The following is a 17,339-nucleotide window of genomic DNA, read 5'->3' on the forward strand; positions in this document are numbered from 1 at the left end:
CATTCCATCCGGCGCCTTCCGCCTTCACCCCGCGACATGCCGCCCGGGCAGCGAGCACGGCCGAGACCGTTCCGCTGTGCCCACGGCGCGCCGCCTTGCATTTGATCGGAGAGCGATACCGTGGCCACCTACACCGGCACCGTTGATCCCGACTACATCTACGGCCTTGGCGATTCCGTCGTGGTGCCGCCCGGCGCCAACGGCGTGCAGCTCGACCTGTCGGGCGACGACACGCTGAGCGGGGTGGGCGGGGACGACTTCGTCCTGGCCGGCGCCGGCAACGACGTGGTCGACGGCGGCGACGGCGCCGACCAGCTCGACGGCGGCACCGGCGACGACCTGCTGCGCGGCGGCCTCGGGCCCGATGCGCTGACCGGCGGCGACGGCATCGACACCGCCGACTACAGCACCAGCGGCAAGCCGGTGACCGTGGATCTCTATCTGGGCACCGGTTCGGCCGGCGATGCCGAGGGCGATACCCTGGCGGGGATCGAGAACGTCACCGGCAGCGCCGGCGAGGACAGCCTCTACGGCGATACCGCCGACAACCTGCTGTCCGGGCAGGCCGGCGCCGACCTGCTGGTCGGTGACGAGGGCGCCGACACGCTGGTCGGCGGCGACGGCGACGACATGCTCGCGGGGGATTTCGAGCCGGGTTCCGGCAGCTGCGGCTGCGGCGACGGGCCCGACCTGCTGCAGGGCGGCGCGGGCGACGACACCCTCTATGGCGGCGGCGCCGCCGACCGGCTGGAGGGCGGCGACGGCAACGACCTGATCGGCTACATGGACGGGGCGGAGTATGTCGCCGGCGAGGTGATCGACGGCGGCGACGGCTACGACATCATCGCCTTCACCCCGCTGTGGGACACGCTGCTGGTGCTGCAGGGCGATTCGCTGAGCGGCATCGAGGAGATCGACCTCGGCTTCCCGGGCGGTCCGGTCGGCCTGCCGGCGCATCTGATGGTGATCGGGGGGCTGTCCAACCTGCTGATCGTCGGCAGCGACGACCGCAACGTGGTCACCGCCGGCGACGGCAACGACACGGTCAACGGCCTCGGCGGCGCCGATGTGCTATTCGGCGGCCTCGGCAACGACCGGCTCGACGGCGGCACCGCGGCCGACCAGCTCGACGGCGGCGCCGGGGACGACGTGCTGATCGGGGGCGCCGGCGCCGATGCCCTGGCCGGCGGCGCCGGGATCGACACCGCCCTCTATGCCTCGACCGGGGCGGTAACGATCGATCTGCTGGCGCACACCGCCGCGGGCGGCGACGCCACCGGCGACACGCTGACCGGGATCGAGAACGTCTACGGCACCAGCCTCGCCGACTCGCTGGGCGGCGACGACGGCCGCAACATCCTCGCCGGCCGCTCCGGCGACGACGTCCTGGCCGGGCGCGGCGGCGACGATTCGCTCTCCGGCGAGGGCGGCAATGACAGCCTCGACGGCGGCGACGGTGCCGACCGGCTGGTCGGCGGCGACGGCGTGGACACCATTCATGGCGGGACCGGCAATGATTCGGTCGATGCCGGCACCGGTGACGATAAGGTCTTCGGCGAGGCCGGCAACGACGCCCTCCTGGGCGGCGCCGGCAATGACGAAATCGACGGCGGCGACGGCAACGACACGCTCGAAGGTGGGGCCGGGTCCGACACGATCATCGGCGGCACCGGCATCGACACGGCCAGCTATGCCGGCTCGGCCGCCGCGGTGGCGATCGACCTGGCGACCGGCGCCTGTTCGGGCGGCGACGCCACGGGCGATTCGCTGGCCGGCATCGAACAGGTGATCGGGTCCGCCCAGTCCGACGCGCTGACCGGCGACGCCAACGCCAACACGCTCTGGGGCATGGCCGGCGACGATGTGCTCACCGGCGGCGGCTGGGGCGATGCGCTGAAGGGCGGGGCCGGCGACGACCGCTTCGTCTACACGGCGCTGTCCGACAGCGCCGCGTCGGGCCTCGGCAAGGACGTCATCGCCGACTTCTCGACCGGGGACAAGATCGACCTGTCGGCGATCGGCATCGATTTCAGCATCGGCACCGGCGGCTTCACCGGCCATGCGGGCGAGATCCGCATCGTCACCTCCGGGTCGATCCAGGTGGTCTATGCCGACGGCAACGGCGACAAGGTGGCGGACTTCGCCATCAACGTCGGCTCGGACCACACCCTTGCCGCGGCGGACTTCGTGCTGTAGGGGGGCGATCACCCCCCGTGCGCTCCGGCACCGACTTCGTCTAGGGTAGGACCGTCGCCCCAAGGCGGCGACCCCTCGGGGCGAAGAAACAGGGACGGCGATGGTGATCGAGCTGCAGACGAACGAGCCGGCGCCCGAGGCGACGCTCGCCAACTGGCGCCAGGCGCCGTACAGCCGCTGGGGCTTCCGCAACGTCCGCCGGCTGGTGCCGGTGGCGGAGATTTCCCGCGGCGACTTCGCCGCCTGCCTGAAGCCCGGGCCGGCGCTGGATCTGGACCGGATAGCGGTGCCGGGGCAGGGCGGGTCGGTGGCCCGGCTGATGGCCGACAGCGACACCGACGGCATCCTGGTGCTGCATCGCGGCGCGATGGTGGCCGAGCACTACGCCCCCGGGATGGACCCGAAGACGCAGCACATCGTCTTCTCGATCAGCAAGTCGATCACCGGCCTGATCGCCGGCATCCTGGTCGGTCGCGGCCAACTGGACCCCGCGGCGCCGGTGACCGCCTATGTGCCGGAGGCGGCGGAGTCGGCCTATGCCGGCGCCACCATCCGCCATGTGCTGGACATGACGGTCGGCATCCGCTTCGTCGAGGATTATCTCGACCCGGCCGGCGACGTCGCCCGCTACCGCGTCGCCATGGGCTGGAACCCGCCCAGCGAGGTGGCGCGGGACAACGACCTGCACGGCTTCATCGCCGGCCTGCCGCCCGACGGCAGCCGGCACGGCGAGACCTTCCACTACGTCTCGCCCAACTCCGACATGCTGGGCTGGATCTGCGAGCGCGCCTCGGGCATGCGCTTCGCCGCGCTGATGTCCGAGCTGCTGTGGCGGCCGATGTGGGCGGAGGCGGACGGCTACATCACGCTCGACCGGCTGGGCGCGCCGCGCACCGCCGGCGGCATCGGCATGACCCTGCGCGACCTGGCCCGGATCGGCGAGCTGATGCGGCGGGACGGACGCGTCGGCGGCATCCAGGTGGTGCCGAAGGCCTGGGTCGACGACATCCTCGACAACGGCGACCCGCAGGCCTGGGCGCGTGGCGACCTGGCGCAGCTGGCGCCGCAGGGGCGCTACCGCAGCCAATGGTATGTGCCGGGGCCCGGGCGCGACGTGGTCTGCGGCATCGGCATCCACGGCCAGTGGATCTATGTCGACCGCGCGGCGGAACTGGTCATCGCCAAGATGTCGTCGCAGCCTGCGGCCGTCGACGACGCGCTCGACCACCGGCTGCTGGTCGGCTTCCGGGCGATCGCGCAGGCTGTGGGGTAGGCAAGGAAGGACCCGAGGCCGGAAGCCTCGGGTCTCGTGCGGTGCGTGACCGTCAGCTCTTCTTCACCCGATAGGTCTCGTGGCAGGCGCCGCAGGACTGGCCGACGGCCGGGAAGGCAGCCTTCACCTTGGCCGCATCGCCGGCCTGGGCGGCGGCGTCCAGCGCCGCGACGGCGTCGTGGTTGGCCTTCACCTTGGTCTGGAAATCGGCCCAGTTGGCCCAGATTTCCGGCTTCGCCGCGCTCTTGCCGACGCCGACCGCGGTGCCTTCCGGGAACAGGGCCAGCAGGTTGGCGCTCACCCCCGCCATCTTCGCGGTCGCCGCCTTGACGTCGTCGATCGTGCCCTGGTTGTCGCGCACGAAGCCGGTCAGGGTCTTGACGCTGGCGCCGTAGGTCTTCATCGCATCCTCGCGCTGGGTCACCACCTCCTCGGGCGTGGCCGCCCAGGCGATGGCGGCGCCGCAGCTGACGATGGCGGCGGTGATCACGGCAAACTTCAACGAACGCATGGTGCCTTCCCCCTCGGGTGGGTGCCGGTCCGGCGATGATGGGCGCGAGTATGCTGGAGGAATTGTTGCGATCGCCAGCCTGTTCACGCACCGCGCTTCCGTTCGCTGCGACGTGCCGCAGGGTTACGCCTGCCATGCGCCACGCGCGTGGTTGACAGGGTGCGGGTCGGCCACTATGGTCCGCGCCTTGAATTCCGGCCCGCGAGCCCGTGCTCCCGGCGGCGCCGGCGCTGCCGCATGGGATATGGATCATGAAAGTCGCGAACTCGCTGAAGACCCTGAAGACCCGCCACCGCGCTTGCCGCGTCGTCCGCCGCAAGGGCCGTGTCTACGTCATCAACAAGGAGAACCCGCGCTTCAAGGCGCGCCAGGGCTGATTTCAGCCGCTCCTTGAGTCAGTCGAAGGCCGTGTCCCCGGACGCGGCCTTTTGATTTTGCGGCCTTTGGACCTGGTGGCCGAGCTTGCCGGATGGGCCCGGCCTTCTTATCGTCCGCGGCGGAGGTCCCGCCGATGAAGATGCCAGTCCCCGATGCCGCAATCATGGCGCGCCGCGAGGAGATCGCCGCGGCGCTGCGCGCGATCGTGCCGGGCGAAGGCGTGATCACGGCGGAGAGCGAGCGCCGCGCCTACGAATCCGACGGGCTGACCGCCTACCGCACCCTGCCGATGATCGTGGTGCTGCCCTCGACCACGGCGCAGGTCTCGGCGGTGCTGCGCAAATGCCACGAGCTGGAGGTGAAGGTGGTGCCGCGCGGGTCCGGCACCTCGCTGTCCGGCGGCGCCCTGCCGCTCGAGGACGGCGTGCTGCTCGGCCTCGGCAAGTTCAACAAGGTGCTCGAGATCGACTTCGACAACCGCTGCGCCCGGGTGCAGCCGGGGGTCACCAATCTCGGCATCACCAACGCCGTCGCCCATGCCGGCTTCTACTACGCCCCCGACCCGTCCAGCCAGATCGCCTGCTCGATCGGCGGCAATGTCGCCGAGAATTCCGGCGGCGTGCACTGCCTGAAATACGGGCTGACCACCAACAATGTGCTGGGGCTGGAGGTGGTGCTGATCGACGGCACCGTGCTGCGCCTCGGCGGCAAGCACCTCGATTCGCCGGGCTACGACCTGCTCGGCGTGCTCACCGGCTCGGAAGGGCTGCTGGCCGTGGTCACCGAGGTGACGGTGCGGCTGCTGCGCCGCCCGGCGACCCAGCGCGCGGTGCTGATGGGCTTTCCGTCGTCCGAGGCCGGCGGCGACTGCGTCGCCCGCATCATCGGCGCCGGCATCATCCCGGGCGGGCTGGAGATGATGGACAAGCCCGCCATCCATGCGGCGGAGGCCTTCGTCCATGCCGGCTATCCCCTGGATGTCGAGGCGCTGCTGATCTGCGAGCTGGACGGGCCGGAGGCCGAGGTCGACCACCTGATCGAGCGGGTCGAATCGATCGGCCGCGACTGCGGCGCCACGATCTGCGTGGTCAGCCGCAGCGAGGAGGAGCGGCTGCGCTTCTGGGCCGGGCGCAAGGCCGCCTTCCCGGCGGTCGGCCGGATCAGCCCCGACTATTACTGCATGGACGGCACCATCCCGCGGAAGCGCCTGCCCGAGGTGCTGGCCCGGATGCAGGAGATGTCGCGCCGCCACGGGCTGCGCGTCGCCAACGTCTTCCATGCCGGTGACGGCAACCTGCACCCGCTGATCCTGTACGACGCCAATGTCCCGGGCGAGCTGGAGAAGGCCGAGGAGTTCGGCTCGGACATCCTGCGGCTGTGCGTCGAGGTCGGCGGGGTGCTGACCGGCGAGCACGGCGTCGGGGTCGAGAAGCGCGACCTGATGGAGGTGCAGTTCGGGCCGGAGGACCTGGCGCAGCAGCAGCGGCTAAAATGCGCCTTCGACCCGGACGGGCTGCTCAACCCCGGCAAGGTGTTCCCGACCCTGCATCGTTGCGCCGAGTTGGGGCGTGTGCACATCCACCACGGCGCCACGCGCTTCCCCGATCTGCCGCGCTTCTGACCGGAAAGAATCCGAAATGGAAATCCCGCCGCTGCCCTTTACGGTGACGGATTGGAGCCGGATGTCGCCGAGCGAACATCCGGGCCAGACCGGGAAGGCCTTCTGGCGCACCCTCGATATCGGCAATCTGCGCGTGCGCATGGTCGAGTACACGCCTGGGTACCTGGCTGATCACTGGTGCGATCGGGGCCACGTCCTTTATGTTCTCGAGGGTGAGCTCGACACCGAGCTGAAGGATGGGCGCAGATTCACGCTCACCGCCGGCATGAGCTATCAGGTCTCCGATTTCGGCGACGCCGCCCACCGCTCCTCGACCCGCACGGGAGCCAGGCTCTTCATCGTCGATTGACGGGACGGGGCGAAGCCGGAGATCTCCCATGACCGAGACGCTGAAGCCCGAGACCGACGACCAGGTGGTCGAGATCGTCCGCTGGGCCCTGGCCGGCGCGGTGCCGCTGGAACTGGCCGGCCGCGGCAGCAAGCGCGGCTTCGGCCGGCCGGTGCAGGCGGCGCATGCGCTCGACCTCTCCGGTCTCGCCGGGATCGAGGTCTATGAGCCGGAGGAGCTGGTGCTGACCGCCCGTCCCGGCACGCCGATGGTGGAGATCGAGGCGGCGCTGGCCGCCTGCGGCCAAGCCCTGGCCTTCGAGCCGCCGGATCTCGGCTCGCTCTATGGCGGCCCGGCCGGCGTCGGCACGCTGGGCGGCGTCGTCGGCTGCAACCTCTCGGGGCCGCGGCGGCTCAAGGCCGGGGCCGCGCGGGATCACGTGCTGGGCATCGAGGCCGTCTCCGGCCGCGGCCAGGCCTTCAGATCCGGCGGGCGGGTGGTCAAGAACGTCACCGGCTACGACCTGCCGAAGCTGCTGACCGGCGCGTTCGGCACGCTGGCCGCCATGACCCGGATCACGGTCAAGGTGCTGCCGGCGCCGGAGACGGTGCGGACCCTGGCGATCGCCGGGCTGGACAATGCCGCCGGTGTCGCCGTGCTGACCCGGGCGCTGACCAGCCCCTATGAGGTCTCGGGCGCCGCCCATCTGCCGGCCGGCATTCTCGGTGATGCAGCGCGCAGCCTGGTCCGGGTCGAGGGCTTCGGCCCCTCGGTCGACAGCCGGGTGGCGTCGCTGTCGCAACTGCTGAGGGATGCCGGCCCGATCGTCGTGCTCGACTCGGGCGAATCGGTCGATCTGTGGCGCCGGATCCGCGATGCCGCGCCGTTCACGGGTGACGACCGTGCAGTGTGGCGGGTCTCGGTGGCGCCGACCGCAGGGCCGCGAATCGCCGCCGCTGCCGGCGGGGCGCATTACTTCGACTGGGGCGGCGGGCTGGTCTGGATCGCCGTTCCCGCGGATGGCGATGCGGGGGCCGCCGCGATCCGGGCCGCGATTGCGACCGCGGGCGGGGGGCACGCCACCCTGGTCCGGGCGCCGGCCCGGCTGCGCGCGGCGCTGCCGGTGTTCGAGCCGCAGCCGCCGGCGCTGGCGGCGCTGGAGCGCCGCGTGCGCGAATCCTTCGATCCCAAGGGCATCCTGTCGCCGGGGCGGATGATCATTTGAGACAGGATCGGAAACCTCGGGCCAGATCGCGGGTTATGGTCACGCGCATCTCTTGCACGGCGGAGGTTCCATGGAATTCCTGTGGATGTTGATCATCGGCTTCGTGGTCGGCCTGATCGCGAAATTCCTCATGCCGGGGCGAGACCCCGGCGGCTTCATCATCACGATCCTCCTGGGCATCGCCGGCTCCTTCGTCGGCGGCTGGCTCGGCCGCCAGCTCGGGATCGTCCCCGAGACCGGCTTCGGGCAATTCGCCCTCGCCGTCGTCGGCGCGATCGTGCTGCTGATCATCTATCGGGTCATCGCCGGCCGCAGGGCGGCCTGACACCGGTGCGGCCCTGCGACGGGCCGCACCGTTTTCCCTATCGGACCGACTTCGCCAGATGCGCATAGGGCTCGCCGCGGCGCGGCTGCAGCGTCTGTGCGGCATCGGTGTCGGCATGGGTGACCCGCAGCGATGCCGGGACCCCGTCCGCCGCCAGCTCCACCGTCGCGAACACCACCTCGCCGCAGCTGCCGGGCCAGCCGATCGGCCGCAGCCCTGACACGACCGCCGCCGTATAAGGCGAGCAGTCCGAGGCGACGTCGACGCTCGCCGCCGCCGGCTTGCCGCCGACGAAGCGCCAGACCGCGACCTGCTTTCCAGCTTGATCGAACACCGCCGCCGGCGCGCCGAATCGGGCCTGCAGCGGCGCCAGCGCGTCCTCGGCGCTGCGCGGCCCGCCGGCCTCGAAGCGCACGGTCTCGGCCACCGAATACAGCCGGTTGCCCTGGGCCGGCGGGGTGAACTGCAGCAGCAGCGTGCCGTCGCCCGGCCGCGCCGCGGCGACCAGGCCGGTCCAGGGCGCCTCGCCCGGCGCGGCGAAGGTCACCGTTTGCCCGGCGAAGGCAGCGGCGTCCTGCGGCGTCTGCCCCAGGGCGATGTCCTGGGTCACCGGCCCTCCGGCCCAGGCGGCGCCGGACAGGCCCAGCAGGGCCAGGGGCAGGGCGAAGCGCAACCGAACCATCGTCATCCTCCCGGTCTTTGCGGCCACCGTACTAACCGGTATGCCGGTTGACAATGCCGGCCGCCGCATCGGCCGGGTTCCCTTGGCGCCGGGCCGCGGGCCAGCCCGCATCTCCCACACTGCCTATGGCCTGCGTTGCCTTTCGGCGAGGTGAATGCGGTTCCGGGCGGCGAAGAGCGTATCGGGACATACGGTCGAGCCGCCCGGGGCCGCAGGCGCCCGCCGAAAGGCAACCCTTCGGGCCGGTTGAAGACGCCGGCAGGGTGCGTCGCCGCGCTTGCCCGATGCGCTGCATCGCGCCGCGCGCGCCTCCTGCCCTGCCGGCGTCTTGAACCGGCGCAGGCCATAGGCAGTGTGGGAGATGCGGGCTAATGTCGGCGCAACGACGGAGGGTGCGGGTGCAGACTCATTTCTCGCTGGCGCAGCTGGCCGATCCGGACAATGCGGTCTCGGAGCAGATTTTGCGCAGCTGCGTGCATTGCGGCTTCTGCCTCGCCACGTGCCCGACCTATACGATCCTGGGTGACGAGCTCGACAGCCCGCGCGGCCGGATCTACCAGATCAAGTCGATGCTGGAGGGCGGCGGCCCGGCGCCGGCCAGCGTCGCCAAGCATCTCGACCGCTGCCTGTCCTGCCTGTCCTGCATGACCACCTGTCCGTCGGGCGTGCACTACGCACATCTGGTCGACCACGGCCGGGCGGTGGTGGAGAAGACCTATCGCCGGCCGCTGGCCGACCGCGCGCTTCGGGCGCTGCTGGCGGCGGTGCTGCCGCGGCCGCGGCTGTTTCGCCTGGCGCTGATCGGGGCGATCGCGGCCCGGCCGGTCGCAGGGCTGCTGCCCAAGCGTCTGCGTGCCATGCTGGCCCTGGCGCCGCGCCGGCTGCCGCGGCGCAGCCCGGTCGACCGGCCGCAGGTCTTCGCCGCCGAGGGGCCGCGCAAGCGGAGGGTCGCGCTGCTGTCCGGCTGCGCCCAGACGGTGCTGGACCCGGCGATCAACGAATCCACGATCCGCCTGCTGACCCGCCATGGGGTCGAGGTGGTGGTGGCGCCGGGCGCCGGCTGCTGCGGGTCGCTGACCCACCATATGGGGCGGGAGGAGGCGGCGCTGGCCTCGGCCCGGACGAATATCGAGGCCTGGGGCCGCGAGGTGGCGGAAAGCGGCCTCGACGCCATCGTCGTCAACACCTCGGGCTGCGGCACCACGGTGAAGGATTACGGCCACATGTTCCGCGCCGACCCGGCCTGGGCCGGGCGTGCCGCGACGATTTCGGCCCTGGCCAAGGACATCACCGAGCTGATGGACGAGGTCGGGCTGAACCCGCCGGCGCGGCCGACCGGCCAGGTGGTGGCCTATCACTCCGCCTGCTCGATGCAGCACGGCCAGCGCATCGCGGCGCCGCCGCGCCGCCTGCTGGCCGCCGCGGGGTTCGAGTTGCGCGAGGTGCCGGACGGTCATCTCTGCTGCGGCTCGGCCGGCACCTACAACCTGCTGCAGCCGGAGATCGCGGACGAGCTGCGGGCCCGCAAGGTGCGGGCGGTGGAGAGCACCGGGGCCGCGATCGTCGCCGCCGGCAATATCGGCTGCATCACCCAGATCGGCCTCGGCACCGCCCTGCCGGTGGTGCACACGGTCGAGCTCTTGGACTGGGCCACCGGCGGCCCGAAGCCGGCCGCGCTGCCGGACGCCGCCTGATGCCGGCGGGTCGATGAACCATCGTCAAAGCGCAGATATGCTGCTTGATTGAGGGACCTTTCGGAATCCCAAGCCTGTCATCCGCGCGAAAGCGGGATCTCGTAACTCTTTGACAGAAAAGGAGAATGCGACCGAAGTAGTATTATCGGTCTCGTGTGTTCATGCTATGTTCCATGAACAAGGCGCAGACCGATTCGGCCACGGAGGCCTCGGCCGCTCCGCAGGAGGAGCGGGCGGCGGATCTGTGCGTGGTGGCGGAGCTGGTCGAGATCCAGATGTCGATCGCCCGGGCGACGCAGCAGGAAGCGCTGCAGGCGCCGCAGCCCGGTGCCGACTACTGCCAGCGGATCGCCACCGTCGCGCGCTCGGTGCGGCTGACCCTGCTGCTCAAGGACAAGCTGTCGCGTCAGGTCGACGAGCGTCGCAAGGCCGCGGCGAAGCGTGAGGCGGCGCAGGAGGACTTCCACGATCTGCGGGTGAAGCTGGCGATGCTGGCGGCCGCTTACGAGGTGTCGAAGGACAATGAGGAGATCCAGCGCCGCGTCACCGAGGTGCGCGAGCAGTTGGAGCGGCCGGAGGTGGTGGAGCTGATCGAAGCCAGCCGGGCGGAGGTCGCGGTCGCGGCGTTGTGCCGGCGCTGGGGCTTCCCGGTGCAGGTGAAGCAGTGGCTGGAGATGGCCGACGAGGCCATGGAGCAGCTGGGCTTCCTGCCGTCGGACGACGACGATCCGCCCGCGGACCCGCCCAAGCCTCGCGCTGCGGCTCCCGGCCGCAGCAAGCCGCCGGACACGGGGTGAGTCGCCGCGCGTCGCAGCTCATCCGTCGGCCCACTTTCAGCACCAACGAACGCAGCCTTCCACACTCCCCCTCCCCTTGCGGGAGGGGGTTGGGGGAGGGGTCTGCGCGCGTCCGCGCGCCAATGCGCAGAGGACAGGCCTTGCCGTCGTGGCCGAAGCGTCAGAGTTCGGCCCGGCCTGATGGTGAAACCCCCTCCCGCGAGCTAGGAGAGGGGAAGAGCAGAAGGGGCGGATCGGCTCGAACGGCAATATCCTGAAGAGGTCTCGCTCTCCGGGTGAGGCCCGCTTTCACCCGCCGGCGTCACAGGACGCCCGGCCTCAACTCATTCCGCTAATACAGCCCGCCGGTGCCGGTCAGCGCGTCCTGGCTGGTCTCGCCGAAGGTGTCGGCGACCGGCGCCGGGCCGGGTTCGGTGCCGGGGCGGAACGCCTCCATGATCACGTCCGACCCGCCCGGCTCCGCCGAATAGCCGCTGCGGCGGTCGACATAGGCGAAGCTGACGCCGGACGGCACGGCGAAGGCACCGGGATCTTGCCCGGCCAGCGCGTCCTGGATGAAGTCGCTGAAGATCGGCACCGCGATCGACCCGCCGGTGGCACCGGCGCCCAGGCTGCGCGGCTTGTCGTAGCCGACATAGATGCCGACCGCGAGCCGCGGCGAGAAGCCGACGAACCAGACGTCGTTCGAATCATTGGTGGTGCCGGTCTTGCCGGCCAGCGGCAGGCCCAGTCCGGCCAGGCGGGCGGCGGTGCCGCGCTGGGTGACGCCCTGCAGGATCGAGATCATCTGGTAGTTGGCGATCGGGTCGTCCAGCACCTGCCCGCGCGGCTGCGCCGGCGCCGGCTGTCCGGTCCAGCCGGTGACGGCGCAGGGGATGCAGTCGGCCCGGTCCGGCCCCACCACGCCCGGCTGCCGCAGGCTGCGGCCGTCGCGGTCCTGCACCCGCTCGATCAGATAGGGGCTGATCTGGTAGCCGCCATTGGCGATGGTGGCATAGGCCGTGGTCAGCTTCAGCGGCGTGGTCTCGCCGGCGCCCAGGCCCATCGCCGGGTACAGCGGCATGTTCTGGTAGATGCCGAACGCCTCCGCCGTCTCTTTGATCGGTTGCAGCCCCATCTCGACCAGCAGGCGCACCGTCATGACGTTGCGCGACCGCTCGACGCCGGAGCGCAGCGTGGCCAGGCCGATGAAGCCGCCGCCGTAGTTGCGCGGCCGGTAGCGGGTGCCGCCCTGGCCCTGGTCGACCGAGATCGGCGTGTCGTAAACCAGGCTGGACGGGGTGTAGCCGTGCTGCAGCGCCGAGAGGTAGACGAAGGGCTTGAAGGCCGAGCCCGGCTGGCGCTGCGCCTGGGTGGCGCGGTTGAACTCGCTGAGCGAGAAGTCGAAGCCGCCCGACATCGCCAGCACCTTGCCGGTGAACGGGTCGATGGCGACCAGCGCCCCCGACACCTCCGGCACCTGGCGCAGCGAATAGGCGGCGACCTGCGGCCCCGAGGCCTTGGCCGGCTGCACCCAGATCACGTCGCCCTTGGCCAGGACGTCGTCGGCGCCGCCGACCTGCCGCCCGACGCGGCCGTTCTCGACCCTGCGGGCCCAGGTCACGTCGGCGCGGTCGATGCGGCCCTGGCTGCCGTCCTCAAGACCGATGGTGGCGGCCTGGCGGTCGACCTCCAGCACCACGGCCAGGATCCAACCGTCGATCTGGGCCGGCCGGTCGATGCCGGTCAGGAAGCGCTGCCACACCGGGCGGCCGTCCTTCGGCGCGGCGGTCGGGGCGACCGCGGGGGCTGCCTGCTGCTGCTCGTCCGGCAGGCGCACGCCCATCGCCGACAGCGCGCCGAGCAGCCGGCCCTGCTGCGCCGGGGGTGTGGCGGCCGGCTGGGCCGGCGCCTGGGCGGCCTCGGCCTGTGCCACCGCCTGGGCCGAAGCCGGCAGGTCCAGCATCGCCGAGATGTTGGTGATCGGCCCGCGCCAGCCGCGGTTGCGGTCGAAGCGCTCGAGCCCGGCGCGCAGGGCCCGGTCGGCGAAGAGCTGCAGCCGCGGGTCGAGCGTGGTGCGCACCGCCAGCCCGCCGCGATAGAGCTGGTCATTGCCGAAGGATTTGCGCAGCGATCGGCGTACCTCCTCGGCGAAATAGGGGGCGTAGACCGTCTCCAGCGGCGCCTGGGCGCGCACCGCCAGCGGTTCGGCCTTGGCCGCCGCCGCCTGCTCGGCGGTGATGGCGCCGTCCTGGGCCATGCGGTCCAGCACGTAGTCGCGGCGGGTGCGGGCGGCCTCGGGCCGGGTGATCGGATTGTAGTTGTTCGGCGCCTTCGGCAGCGCCGCCAGGAACGCCGCTTCGGACAGCGACAGCTCGGCCGGCGGCTTGCCGAAATAGCGGGCCGAGGCCGCGCCGACCCCATACGCACCGCGGCCGAGATAGATCTCGTTGAGGTACAGCTCCAGGATCTGTTCCTTGGAGAAGTCGTGCTCGATCTCGAAGGCCAGGATCAGCTCGCGCACCTTGCGCAAGGCGCTGACCTCGTTGGTCAGCAGCAGGTTCTTGGCCACCTGCTGGGTGATGGTCGACCCGCCCTCGAGCCGGCGGCCGTGCCGCAGGTTCTTGATGTTGGCCACCATGGCGCGGGCCAGGCCGGACGGGTCGACGCCGTGATGGCGCCGGAAGTTCTGGTCCTCGGCCGAGATGAAGGCCTGCACCAGATAGGGCGGCAGGGCCGACAGCGGCACCACCACCCGGTTCTCGACATAGTACTCGCGCAACAGCGACCCGTCGGCGGCGTAGATCCGGGTGGTCTCGGGCGGCTGATAGGCGGCGAGCTGGCCCGCGTCAGGCAGATGCAGCTCGGGTCCGGCGGTGGTGACCAGGAGCTTCAGCAGGACGGCGGCGACGGAAAAGCTGGCGGACATGCGGGCGGTTCATTGGTCCCAGGGCGTCTCTTACTAACCGGTCGGCCGGCGAATCGGAAACGCCTTCTGCTCGGTGATGCCATGCGGGGGCACGTCATACTCAGTTAGGGCGATGCGGCCTGCCGACCATGGCCTCTTCATCGGCGATGCCGGGCATGGGATCATGGCGGCATGAACCCGATGGTCCTCCTGTTGTCGCTTGCCCTGCTGGGCTGGTGGTACGTCGTCGTGCCGCTGCAGGTCATCGTCGCGGCCGTGGCCATCGCCCGCGGCCGCTGGCGGCTGGCCGTGTTCAGCCTGACCGCGCTGGCCGTCGCGATCGCCCTGGTCACGGCCGCGCGGGTGGTGGTCGACCGGCATCCGGAGGGGTTCGGCCAGGTCGGGCTGGTGCTGCCCAGCGGCCATTCGGCCCTCGTCGTGGTCGCGGTGACGACGCTGGCGGCGCTGCTCTGGCCGCGCTGGTCGCCGGGGCGCATCGCCGCAGCGGCGGGGCTGATCCTGGCGGTCGCCGCCGTCATGGTGACCCTGGGCGGCCATACGGTCGGGGACGTGCTGGTCGGGCTGGCGCTGGGCGGCGTCTCGGTCTTCACGGCCAGGATCATGGCACGGCTCCGCCGGCCGCGCCGGCTGGCGCCGGCGTGACCGTCAGAGGCCGTTTGGAAATGCGCTGGCGTGAGTCGAATGGCGGTGGTTTCGAGAACCGGCGCGCAGCGGACATTTGGGTCCGTGAGCGCCGGAAGCGCAGAAGCCGCCGTCAGGCGGCCGCGCCAGTAGCATTCACAGGCGGTCTCTCAGCGATTCGGCCACAGGCCGGGCGTGGCCAGCTCGATGACGTGGCCGTCGGGGTCGGAGAAGTACAGGCTGGTGCCGCCGCGCGGCCAGGCCATCTCGCCGGTCAGGGCCACGCCGGCCTCGGCCAGCCGGGCACGCCAGGCGTCCAGATCCTGCACGGCGAAGGCCATGTGCAGCCGCCCCGTGCCCTCATGCCCCGGAATGGTGCCGCCGGCCTCGACCACATCCGCGGAGGTCGCGCCGGCCAGGAACAGCAGCAGCACGCCCTGGCGGCCGGCATCCAGCGCCACCAGACGGGGGCTGCGCAGCATCACGCCCAGGCCCAGCACCCGTTCGTAGAAGGCGGCGGCGCGGTCCAGGTCGGCGACGTAGAGCGAGGTCTCGAGCAGCCCGTCGATGTGCGGCGCGGCGGCCTTGACCTCGGGACCGTCACTCATCCGTGAGGCGGATCACCACGTCGACCCGGGCGATGCGGGTGCCGGCCGGCGCCTTGGGCAGCGCCGAGACCACCACCGCCTCGCCATGGACATCACGCAGCTCGCCCGTGGCCTCGTGGTAGAAGTGATGGTGGTCGCGGATGTTGGTGTCGAAATAGGACCGGCCGGCCTCGACCACCACCTCGCGCAGCAGCCCGGCTTCGGTGAACTGGTGCAGGGTGTTGTAGACGGTGGCCAGCGCCATGGCCTGGCCGGCGGCCAGCGCCTCGCCATGCAGCGCCTCGGCGGTGACATGGCGGTCGCCGCCGTCGAACAGCAGCTGCGCCAGCGCCACGCGCTGGCGGGTCGGCCGCAACCCGGCCTCGAGCAGCCGGTCGACCGGGACGGTGTCGTGGGCGTCCGTCATTCTGGTCCTGCAATGATCCCCTTCGCACCATAATCTGTGCGGCTCCGGGGAACAACACCCCGGCGCCGGGGATCGATCCGCGTCTCACATCATCTGGTAGTTCGGACCGCCGCCGCCCTCCGGCACGGCCCAGACGATGTTCTGCTTCGGATCCTTGATGTCGCAGGTCTTGCAGTGCACGCAGTTCTGCGCGTTGATCACGAAGCGTGGATCGCTGCCGTCCTCGTTGCGCACCACCTCGTACACCCCGGCCGGACAGTAGCGCTGCGCCGGCTCGTCGAATACCTTCAGGGTATAGGCGATCGGGACCGACGGGTCCTTCAGCTTCAGATGCGACGGCTGGTTCTCCTCGTGGTTGGTGTTCGACAGATACACCGAGGAGAGGCGGTCGAAGGTGATCACCCCGTCCGGCTTGGGATAGTCGATCTTCTTCGACTGCGCGGCCGGGCGCAGCGTTTCGTTGTCGGCATGCTTGTGGCGCAGGGTCCAGGGCAGCTTGCCGCGGGTCCACAGCTCGATGCCGGAATACAGCGTGCCCAGGATCGTGCCCCAGCGGAAGGCCGGGCGGCAGTTGCGCACCACCGTCAGCTCCTGCCACACCCAGCTGGCTTTCAGCCGCTCCGGATAGGCGGTGACCTCGTCATGGCCCTCGCGGCCCTCGGCCAGGGCGTCGAACACCGCCTCGGCGCAGACCATGCCGCTCTTCATCGCGGTGTGGTTGCCCTTGATCCGCGGCACGTTGACGAAGCCGGCGGAGCAGCCGATCAGGCAGCCGCCCGGGAAGGTCAGCTTCGGGATCGACTGCAGCCCGCCCTCGTTGATGGCGCGGCCGCCATAGGCCAGGCGCTTGCCGCCCTCCAGCACCGGGCGGACCAGCGGGTGGGTCTTGAAGCGCTGGAACTCCTCGAACGGCGACAGGTACGGGTTCTTGTAGTCGAGCGCGACGACGTAGCCGATCGAGACCAGGTTCTCGCCGAAATGGTACATCCAGCTGCCGCCATAGGTCTCATTGTCCAACGGCCAGCCGAAGCCGTGCTGCACCAGGCCGCGCCGGTGCTTCTCCGGCTTCACCTCCCACAGCTCCTTGACGCCCAGGCCGAAGGTCTGCGGGTCGCAATCGGCGCGCAGGGTGAAGCGCTCCATCAGGATCTTGGCCAGCGACCCGCGCACGCCCTCGCCGATCAGCGTGTATTTGGCGTGCAGCTCCATGCCCGGCGTGTAGTTGCCGGTGTGCTCGCCGTCCTTGCCGATGCCCATGTCGCCGGTGGCCACGCCCTTGACCGAGCCGTCCTCATGGTACAGCACCTCGGCCGCGGCGAAGCCGGGATAGATCTCCACCCCCAGCGCCTCGGCCTGCTGCGCCAGCCAGCGCGTCACCAGCCCCATGCTGACGATGTAGTTGCCGCGGTTGTGCAGCTCCTTCGGCAGCCCGAAATTGGGCAGGCGGAAGCTGCTGACCCCGGTGAAGTAGTGGAACTCGTCCTGCGCCACCGGGGTGTCCAGCGGCGCGCCCTTGTCCTTCCAGTCGGGGATCAGCTCGTTCAGGGCCCGCGGGTCCAGCACCGCGCCCGACAGGATGTGGGCGCCGACCTCCGACCCCTTCTCCAGCACGCAGACGCTGACCTCGCGCCCCGTCTCCGCCGCCTTCTGCTTCAGCCGGATCGCCGCCGCGAGGCCCGCCGGCCCCGCGCCCACGATCACGACGTCGTACTCCATCGATTCGCGTTCCATCGCGCGTTCCTGTCGTTTGGTTGGCGGCATGCTAC

The 17,339-nt window shown here is 70.9% G+C and carries 16 protein-coding genes; 10 read left to right on the forward strand and 6 right to left on the reverse strand.

Features of this window, described 5'->3' with window-relative positions; all coding sequences use genetic code 11:
• Nucleotides 1-120 precede the first annotated feature (120 nt).
• The gene (locus QFZ27_RS06670) at nt 121-2,196 is read left to right on the forward strand and encodes a calcium-binding protein (protein ID WP_429225312.1); all 2,076 of its coding nucleotides are present in this window, start codon (nt 121-123) and stop codon (nt 2,194-2,196) included.
• Nucleotides 2,197-2,296: 100 nt separating this feature from the next.
• Nucleotides 2,297-3,469: a serine hydrolase domain-containing protein gene (locus QFZ27_RS06675; protein ID WP_429225313.1), complete on the forward strand. Its 1,173-nt coding sequence runs from the start codon at nt 2,297-2,299 to the stop codon at nt 3,467-3,469.
• Nucleotides 3,470-3,521: 52 nt separating this feature from the next.
• On the opposite strand, the gene QFZ27_RS06680 is transcribed toward QFZ27_RS06675, so the two are convergent.
• Nucleotides 3,522-3,980, reverse strand: coding sequence for a c-type cytochrome (locus QFZ27_RS06680; RefSeq protein WP_429225314.1), 459 nt, complete (start codon nt 3,978-3,980; stop codon nt 3,522-3,524).
• 251 nt (nt 3,981-4,231) lie between these two features.
• Between QFZ27_RS06680 and ykgO the strand changes: the two genes are divergently transcribed.
• The 5 genes from ykgO (at nt 4,232) to QFZ27_RS06705 (ending at nt 7,857) form a co-directional block, all read left to right on the forward strand.
• A complete protein-coding gene (gene ykgO / locus QFZ27_RS06685) occupies nt 4,232-4,357 on the forward strand; it encodes a type B 50S ribosomal protein L36 (protein WP_138893229.1) in 126 nt (41 codons plus the stop codon).
• 134 nt (nt 4,358-4,491) lie between these two features.
• Nucleotides 4,492-5,979 carry an FAD-linked oxidase C-terminal domain-containing protein gene (locus QFZ27_RS06690; RefSeq protein ID WP_429225315.1) on the forward strand — a complete coding sequence of 496 codons (1,488 nt, stop codon included), beginning with the start codon at nt 4,492-4,494 and terminating at the stop codon, nt 5,977-5,979.
• Between the two features lie 16 nt (nt 5,980-5,995).
• Complete coding sequence (locus tag QFZ27_RS06695) at nt 5,996-6,328, forward strand: DHCW motif cupin fold protein (RefSeq protein WP_429225316.1); 333 nt, start codon at nt 5,996-5,998, stop codon at nt 6,326-6,328.
• Nucleotides 6,329-6,356: 28 nt separating this feature from the next.
• Nucleotides 6,357-7,532, forward strand: a complete 1,176-nt coding sequence (gene glcE / locus QFZ27_RS06700; protein WP_429225317.1) for a glycolate oxidase subunit GlcE — start codon at nt 6,357-6,359, stop codon at nt 7,530-7,532.
• Between the two features lie 70 nt (nt 7,533-7,602).
• A complete protein-coding gene (locus QFZ27_RS06705) occupies nt 7,603-7,857 on the forward strand; it encodes a GlsB/YeaQ/YmgE family stress response membrane protein (protein ID WP_429225318.1) in 255 nt (84 codons plus the stop codon).
• A gap of 37 nt (nt 7,858-7,894) precedes the next feature.
• On the opposite strand, the gene QFZ27_RS06710 is transcribed toward QFZ27_RS06705, so the two are convergent.
• Entirely contained in the window at nt 7,895-8,539 is a 645-nt protein-coding gene (locus tag QFZ27_RS06710) for a hypothetical protein (protein WP_429225319.1), read from the reverse strand.
• Nucleotides 8,540-8,937: 398 nt separating this feature from the next.
• On the opposite strand from QFZ27_RS06710, the gene glcF reads away from it, so the two are divergent.
• Together glcF and QFZ27_RS06720 are read left to right on the forward strand one after the other, a co-directional pair.
• A complete protein-coding gene (gene glcF, locus QFZ27_RS06715) occupies nt 8,938-10,233 on the forward strand; it encodes a glycolate oxidase subunit GlcF (protein WP_429225320.1) in 1,296 nt (431 codons plus the stop codon).
• A gap of 173 nt (nt 10,234-10,406) precedes the next feature.
• Nucleotides 10,407-11,030, forward strand: a complete 624-nt coding sequence (locus QFZ27_RS06720; protein WP_429225321.1) for a hypothetical protein — start codon at nt 10,407-10,409, stop codon at nt 11,028-11,030.
• Nucleotides 11,031-11,361: 331 nt separating this feature from the next.
• On the opposite strand, the gene QFZ27_RS06725 is transcribed toward QFZ27_RS06720, so the two are convergent.
• Nucleotides 11,362-13,938 (reverse strand): penicillin-binding protein 1A, encoded by a 2,577-nt coding sequence (locus QFZ27_RS06725; RefSeq protein WP_429225322.1) that lies wholly within the window; start codon nt 13,936-13,938, stop codon nt 11,362-11,364.
• Nucleotides 13,939-14,109: 171 nt separating this feature from the next.
• Between QFZ27_RS06725 and QFZ27_RS06730 the strand changes: the two genes are divergently transcribed.
• Nucleotides 14,110-14,580 (forward strand): phosphatase PAP2 family protein, encoded by a 471-nt coding sequence (locus QFZ27_RS06730; protein ID WP_429225323.1) that lies wholly within the window; start codon nt 14,110-14,112, stop codon nt 14,578-14,580.
• Between the two features lie 149 nt (nt 14,581-14,729).
• Here the strand turns inward: QFZ27_RS06730 and QFZ27_RS06735 are convergent, their stop codons facing one another.
• The 3 genes from QFZ27_RS06735 to QFZ27_RS06745 form a co-directional block, all read right to left on the reverse strand.
• The gene (locus tag QFZ27_RS06735) at nt 14,730-15,167 is read right to left on the reverse strand and encodes a VOC family protein (RefSeq protein ID WP_429225324.1); all 438 of its coding nucleotides are present in this window, start codon (nt 15,165-15,167) and stop codon (nt 14,730-14,732) included.
• Entirely contained in the window at nt 15,160-15,573 is a 414-nt protein-coding gene (irrA, locus tag QFZ27_RS06740) for an iron response transcriptional regulator IrrA (RefSeq protein WP_429225325.1), read from the reverse strand. The genes QFZ27_RS06735 and irrA overlap by 8 nt, the downstream gene beginning before the upstream one ends.
• 84 nt (nt 15,574-15,657) lie before the next feature.
• Entirely contained in the window at nt 15,658-17,304 is a 1,647-nt protein-coding gene (locus tag QFZ27_RS06745) for an electron transfer flavoprotein-ubiquinone oxidoreductase (protein ID WP_429225326.1), read from the reverse strand.
• Between the last annotated feature and the right edge of the window lie 35 nt (nt 17,305-17,339).

The organism is Inquilinus ginsengisoli (assembly GCF_050434925.1).
Taxonomy (GTDB): domain Bacteria; phylum Pseudomonadota; class Alphaproteobacteria; order DSM-16000; family Inquilinaceae; genus Inquilinus; species Inquilinus ginsengisoli_B.

Coding starts and splice junctions, on each gene's coding strand:
- QFZ27_RS06675 (WP_429225313.1), top strand. CDS start 2,297: ATGGTGATCGAGCTGCAGACGAACGAGCCGGCGCCCGAGGCGACGCTC.
- QFZ27_RS06735 (WP_429225324.1), bottom strand. CDS start 15,167: ATGAGTGACGGTCCCGAGGTCAAGGCCGCCGCGCCGCACATCGACGGG.
- ykgO (WP_138893229.1), top strand. CDS start 4,232: ATGAAAGTCGCGAACTCGCTGAAGACCCTGAAGACCCGCCACCGCGCT.
- QFZ27_RS06690 (WP_429225315.1), top strand. CDS start 4,492: ATGAAGATGCCAGTCCCCGATGCCGCAATCATGGCGCGCCGCGAGGAG.
- QFZ27_RS06710 (WP_429225319.1), bottom strand. CDS start 8,539: ATGGTTCGGTTGCGCTTCGCCCTGCCCCTGGCCCTGCTGGGCCTGTCC.
- QFZ27_RS06695 (WP_429225316.1), top strand. CDS start 5,996: ATGGAAATCCCGCCGCTGCCCTTTACGGTGACGGATTGGAGCCGGATG.
- QFZ27_RS06745 (WP_429225326.1), bottom strand. CDS start 17,304: ATGGAACGCGAATCGATGGAGTACGACGTCGTGATCGTGGGCGCGGGG.
- glcE (WP_429225317.1), top strand. CDS start 6,357: ATGACCGAGACGCTGAAGCCCGAGACCGACGACCAGGTGGTCGAGATC.
- irrA (WP_429225325.1), bottom strand. CDS start 15,573: ATGACGGACGCCCACGACACCGTCCCGGTCGACCGGCTGCTCGAGGCC.
- QFZ27_RS06720 (WP_429225321.1), top strand. CDS start 10,407: ATGAACAAGGCGCAGACCGATTCGGCCACGGAGGCCTCGGCCGCTCCG.
- QFZ27_RS06725 (WP_429225322.1), bottom strand. CDS start 13,938: ATGTCCGCCAGCTTTTCCGTCGCCGCCGTCCTGCTGAAGCTCCTGGTC.
- QFZ27_RS06680 (WP_429225314.1), bottom strand. CDS start 3,980: ATGCGTTCGTTGAAGTTTGCCGTGATCACCGCCGCCATCGTCAGCTGC.
- QFZ27_RS06730 (WP_429225323.1), top strand. CDS start 14,110: ATGAACCCGATGGTCCTCCTGTTGTCGCTTGCCCTGCTGGGCTGGTGG.
- QFZ27_RS06705 (WP_429225318.1), top strand. CDS start 7,603: ATGGAATTCCTGTGGATGTTGATCATCGGCTTCGTGGTCGGCCTGATC.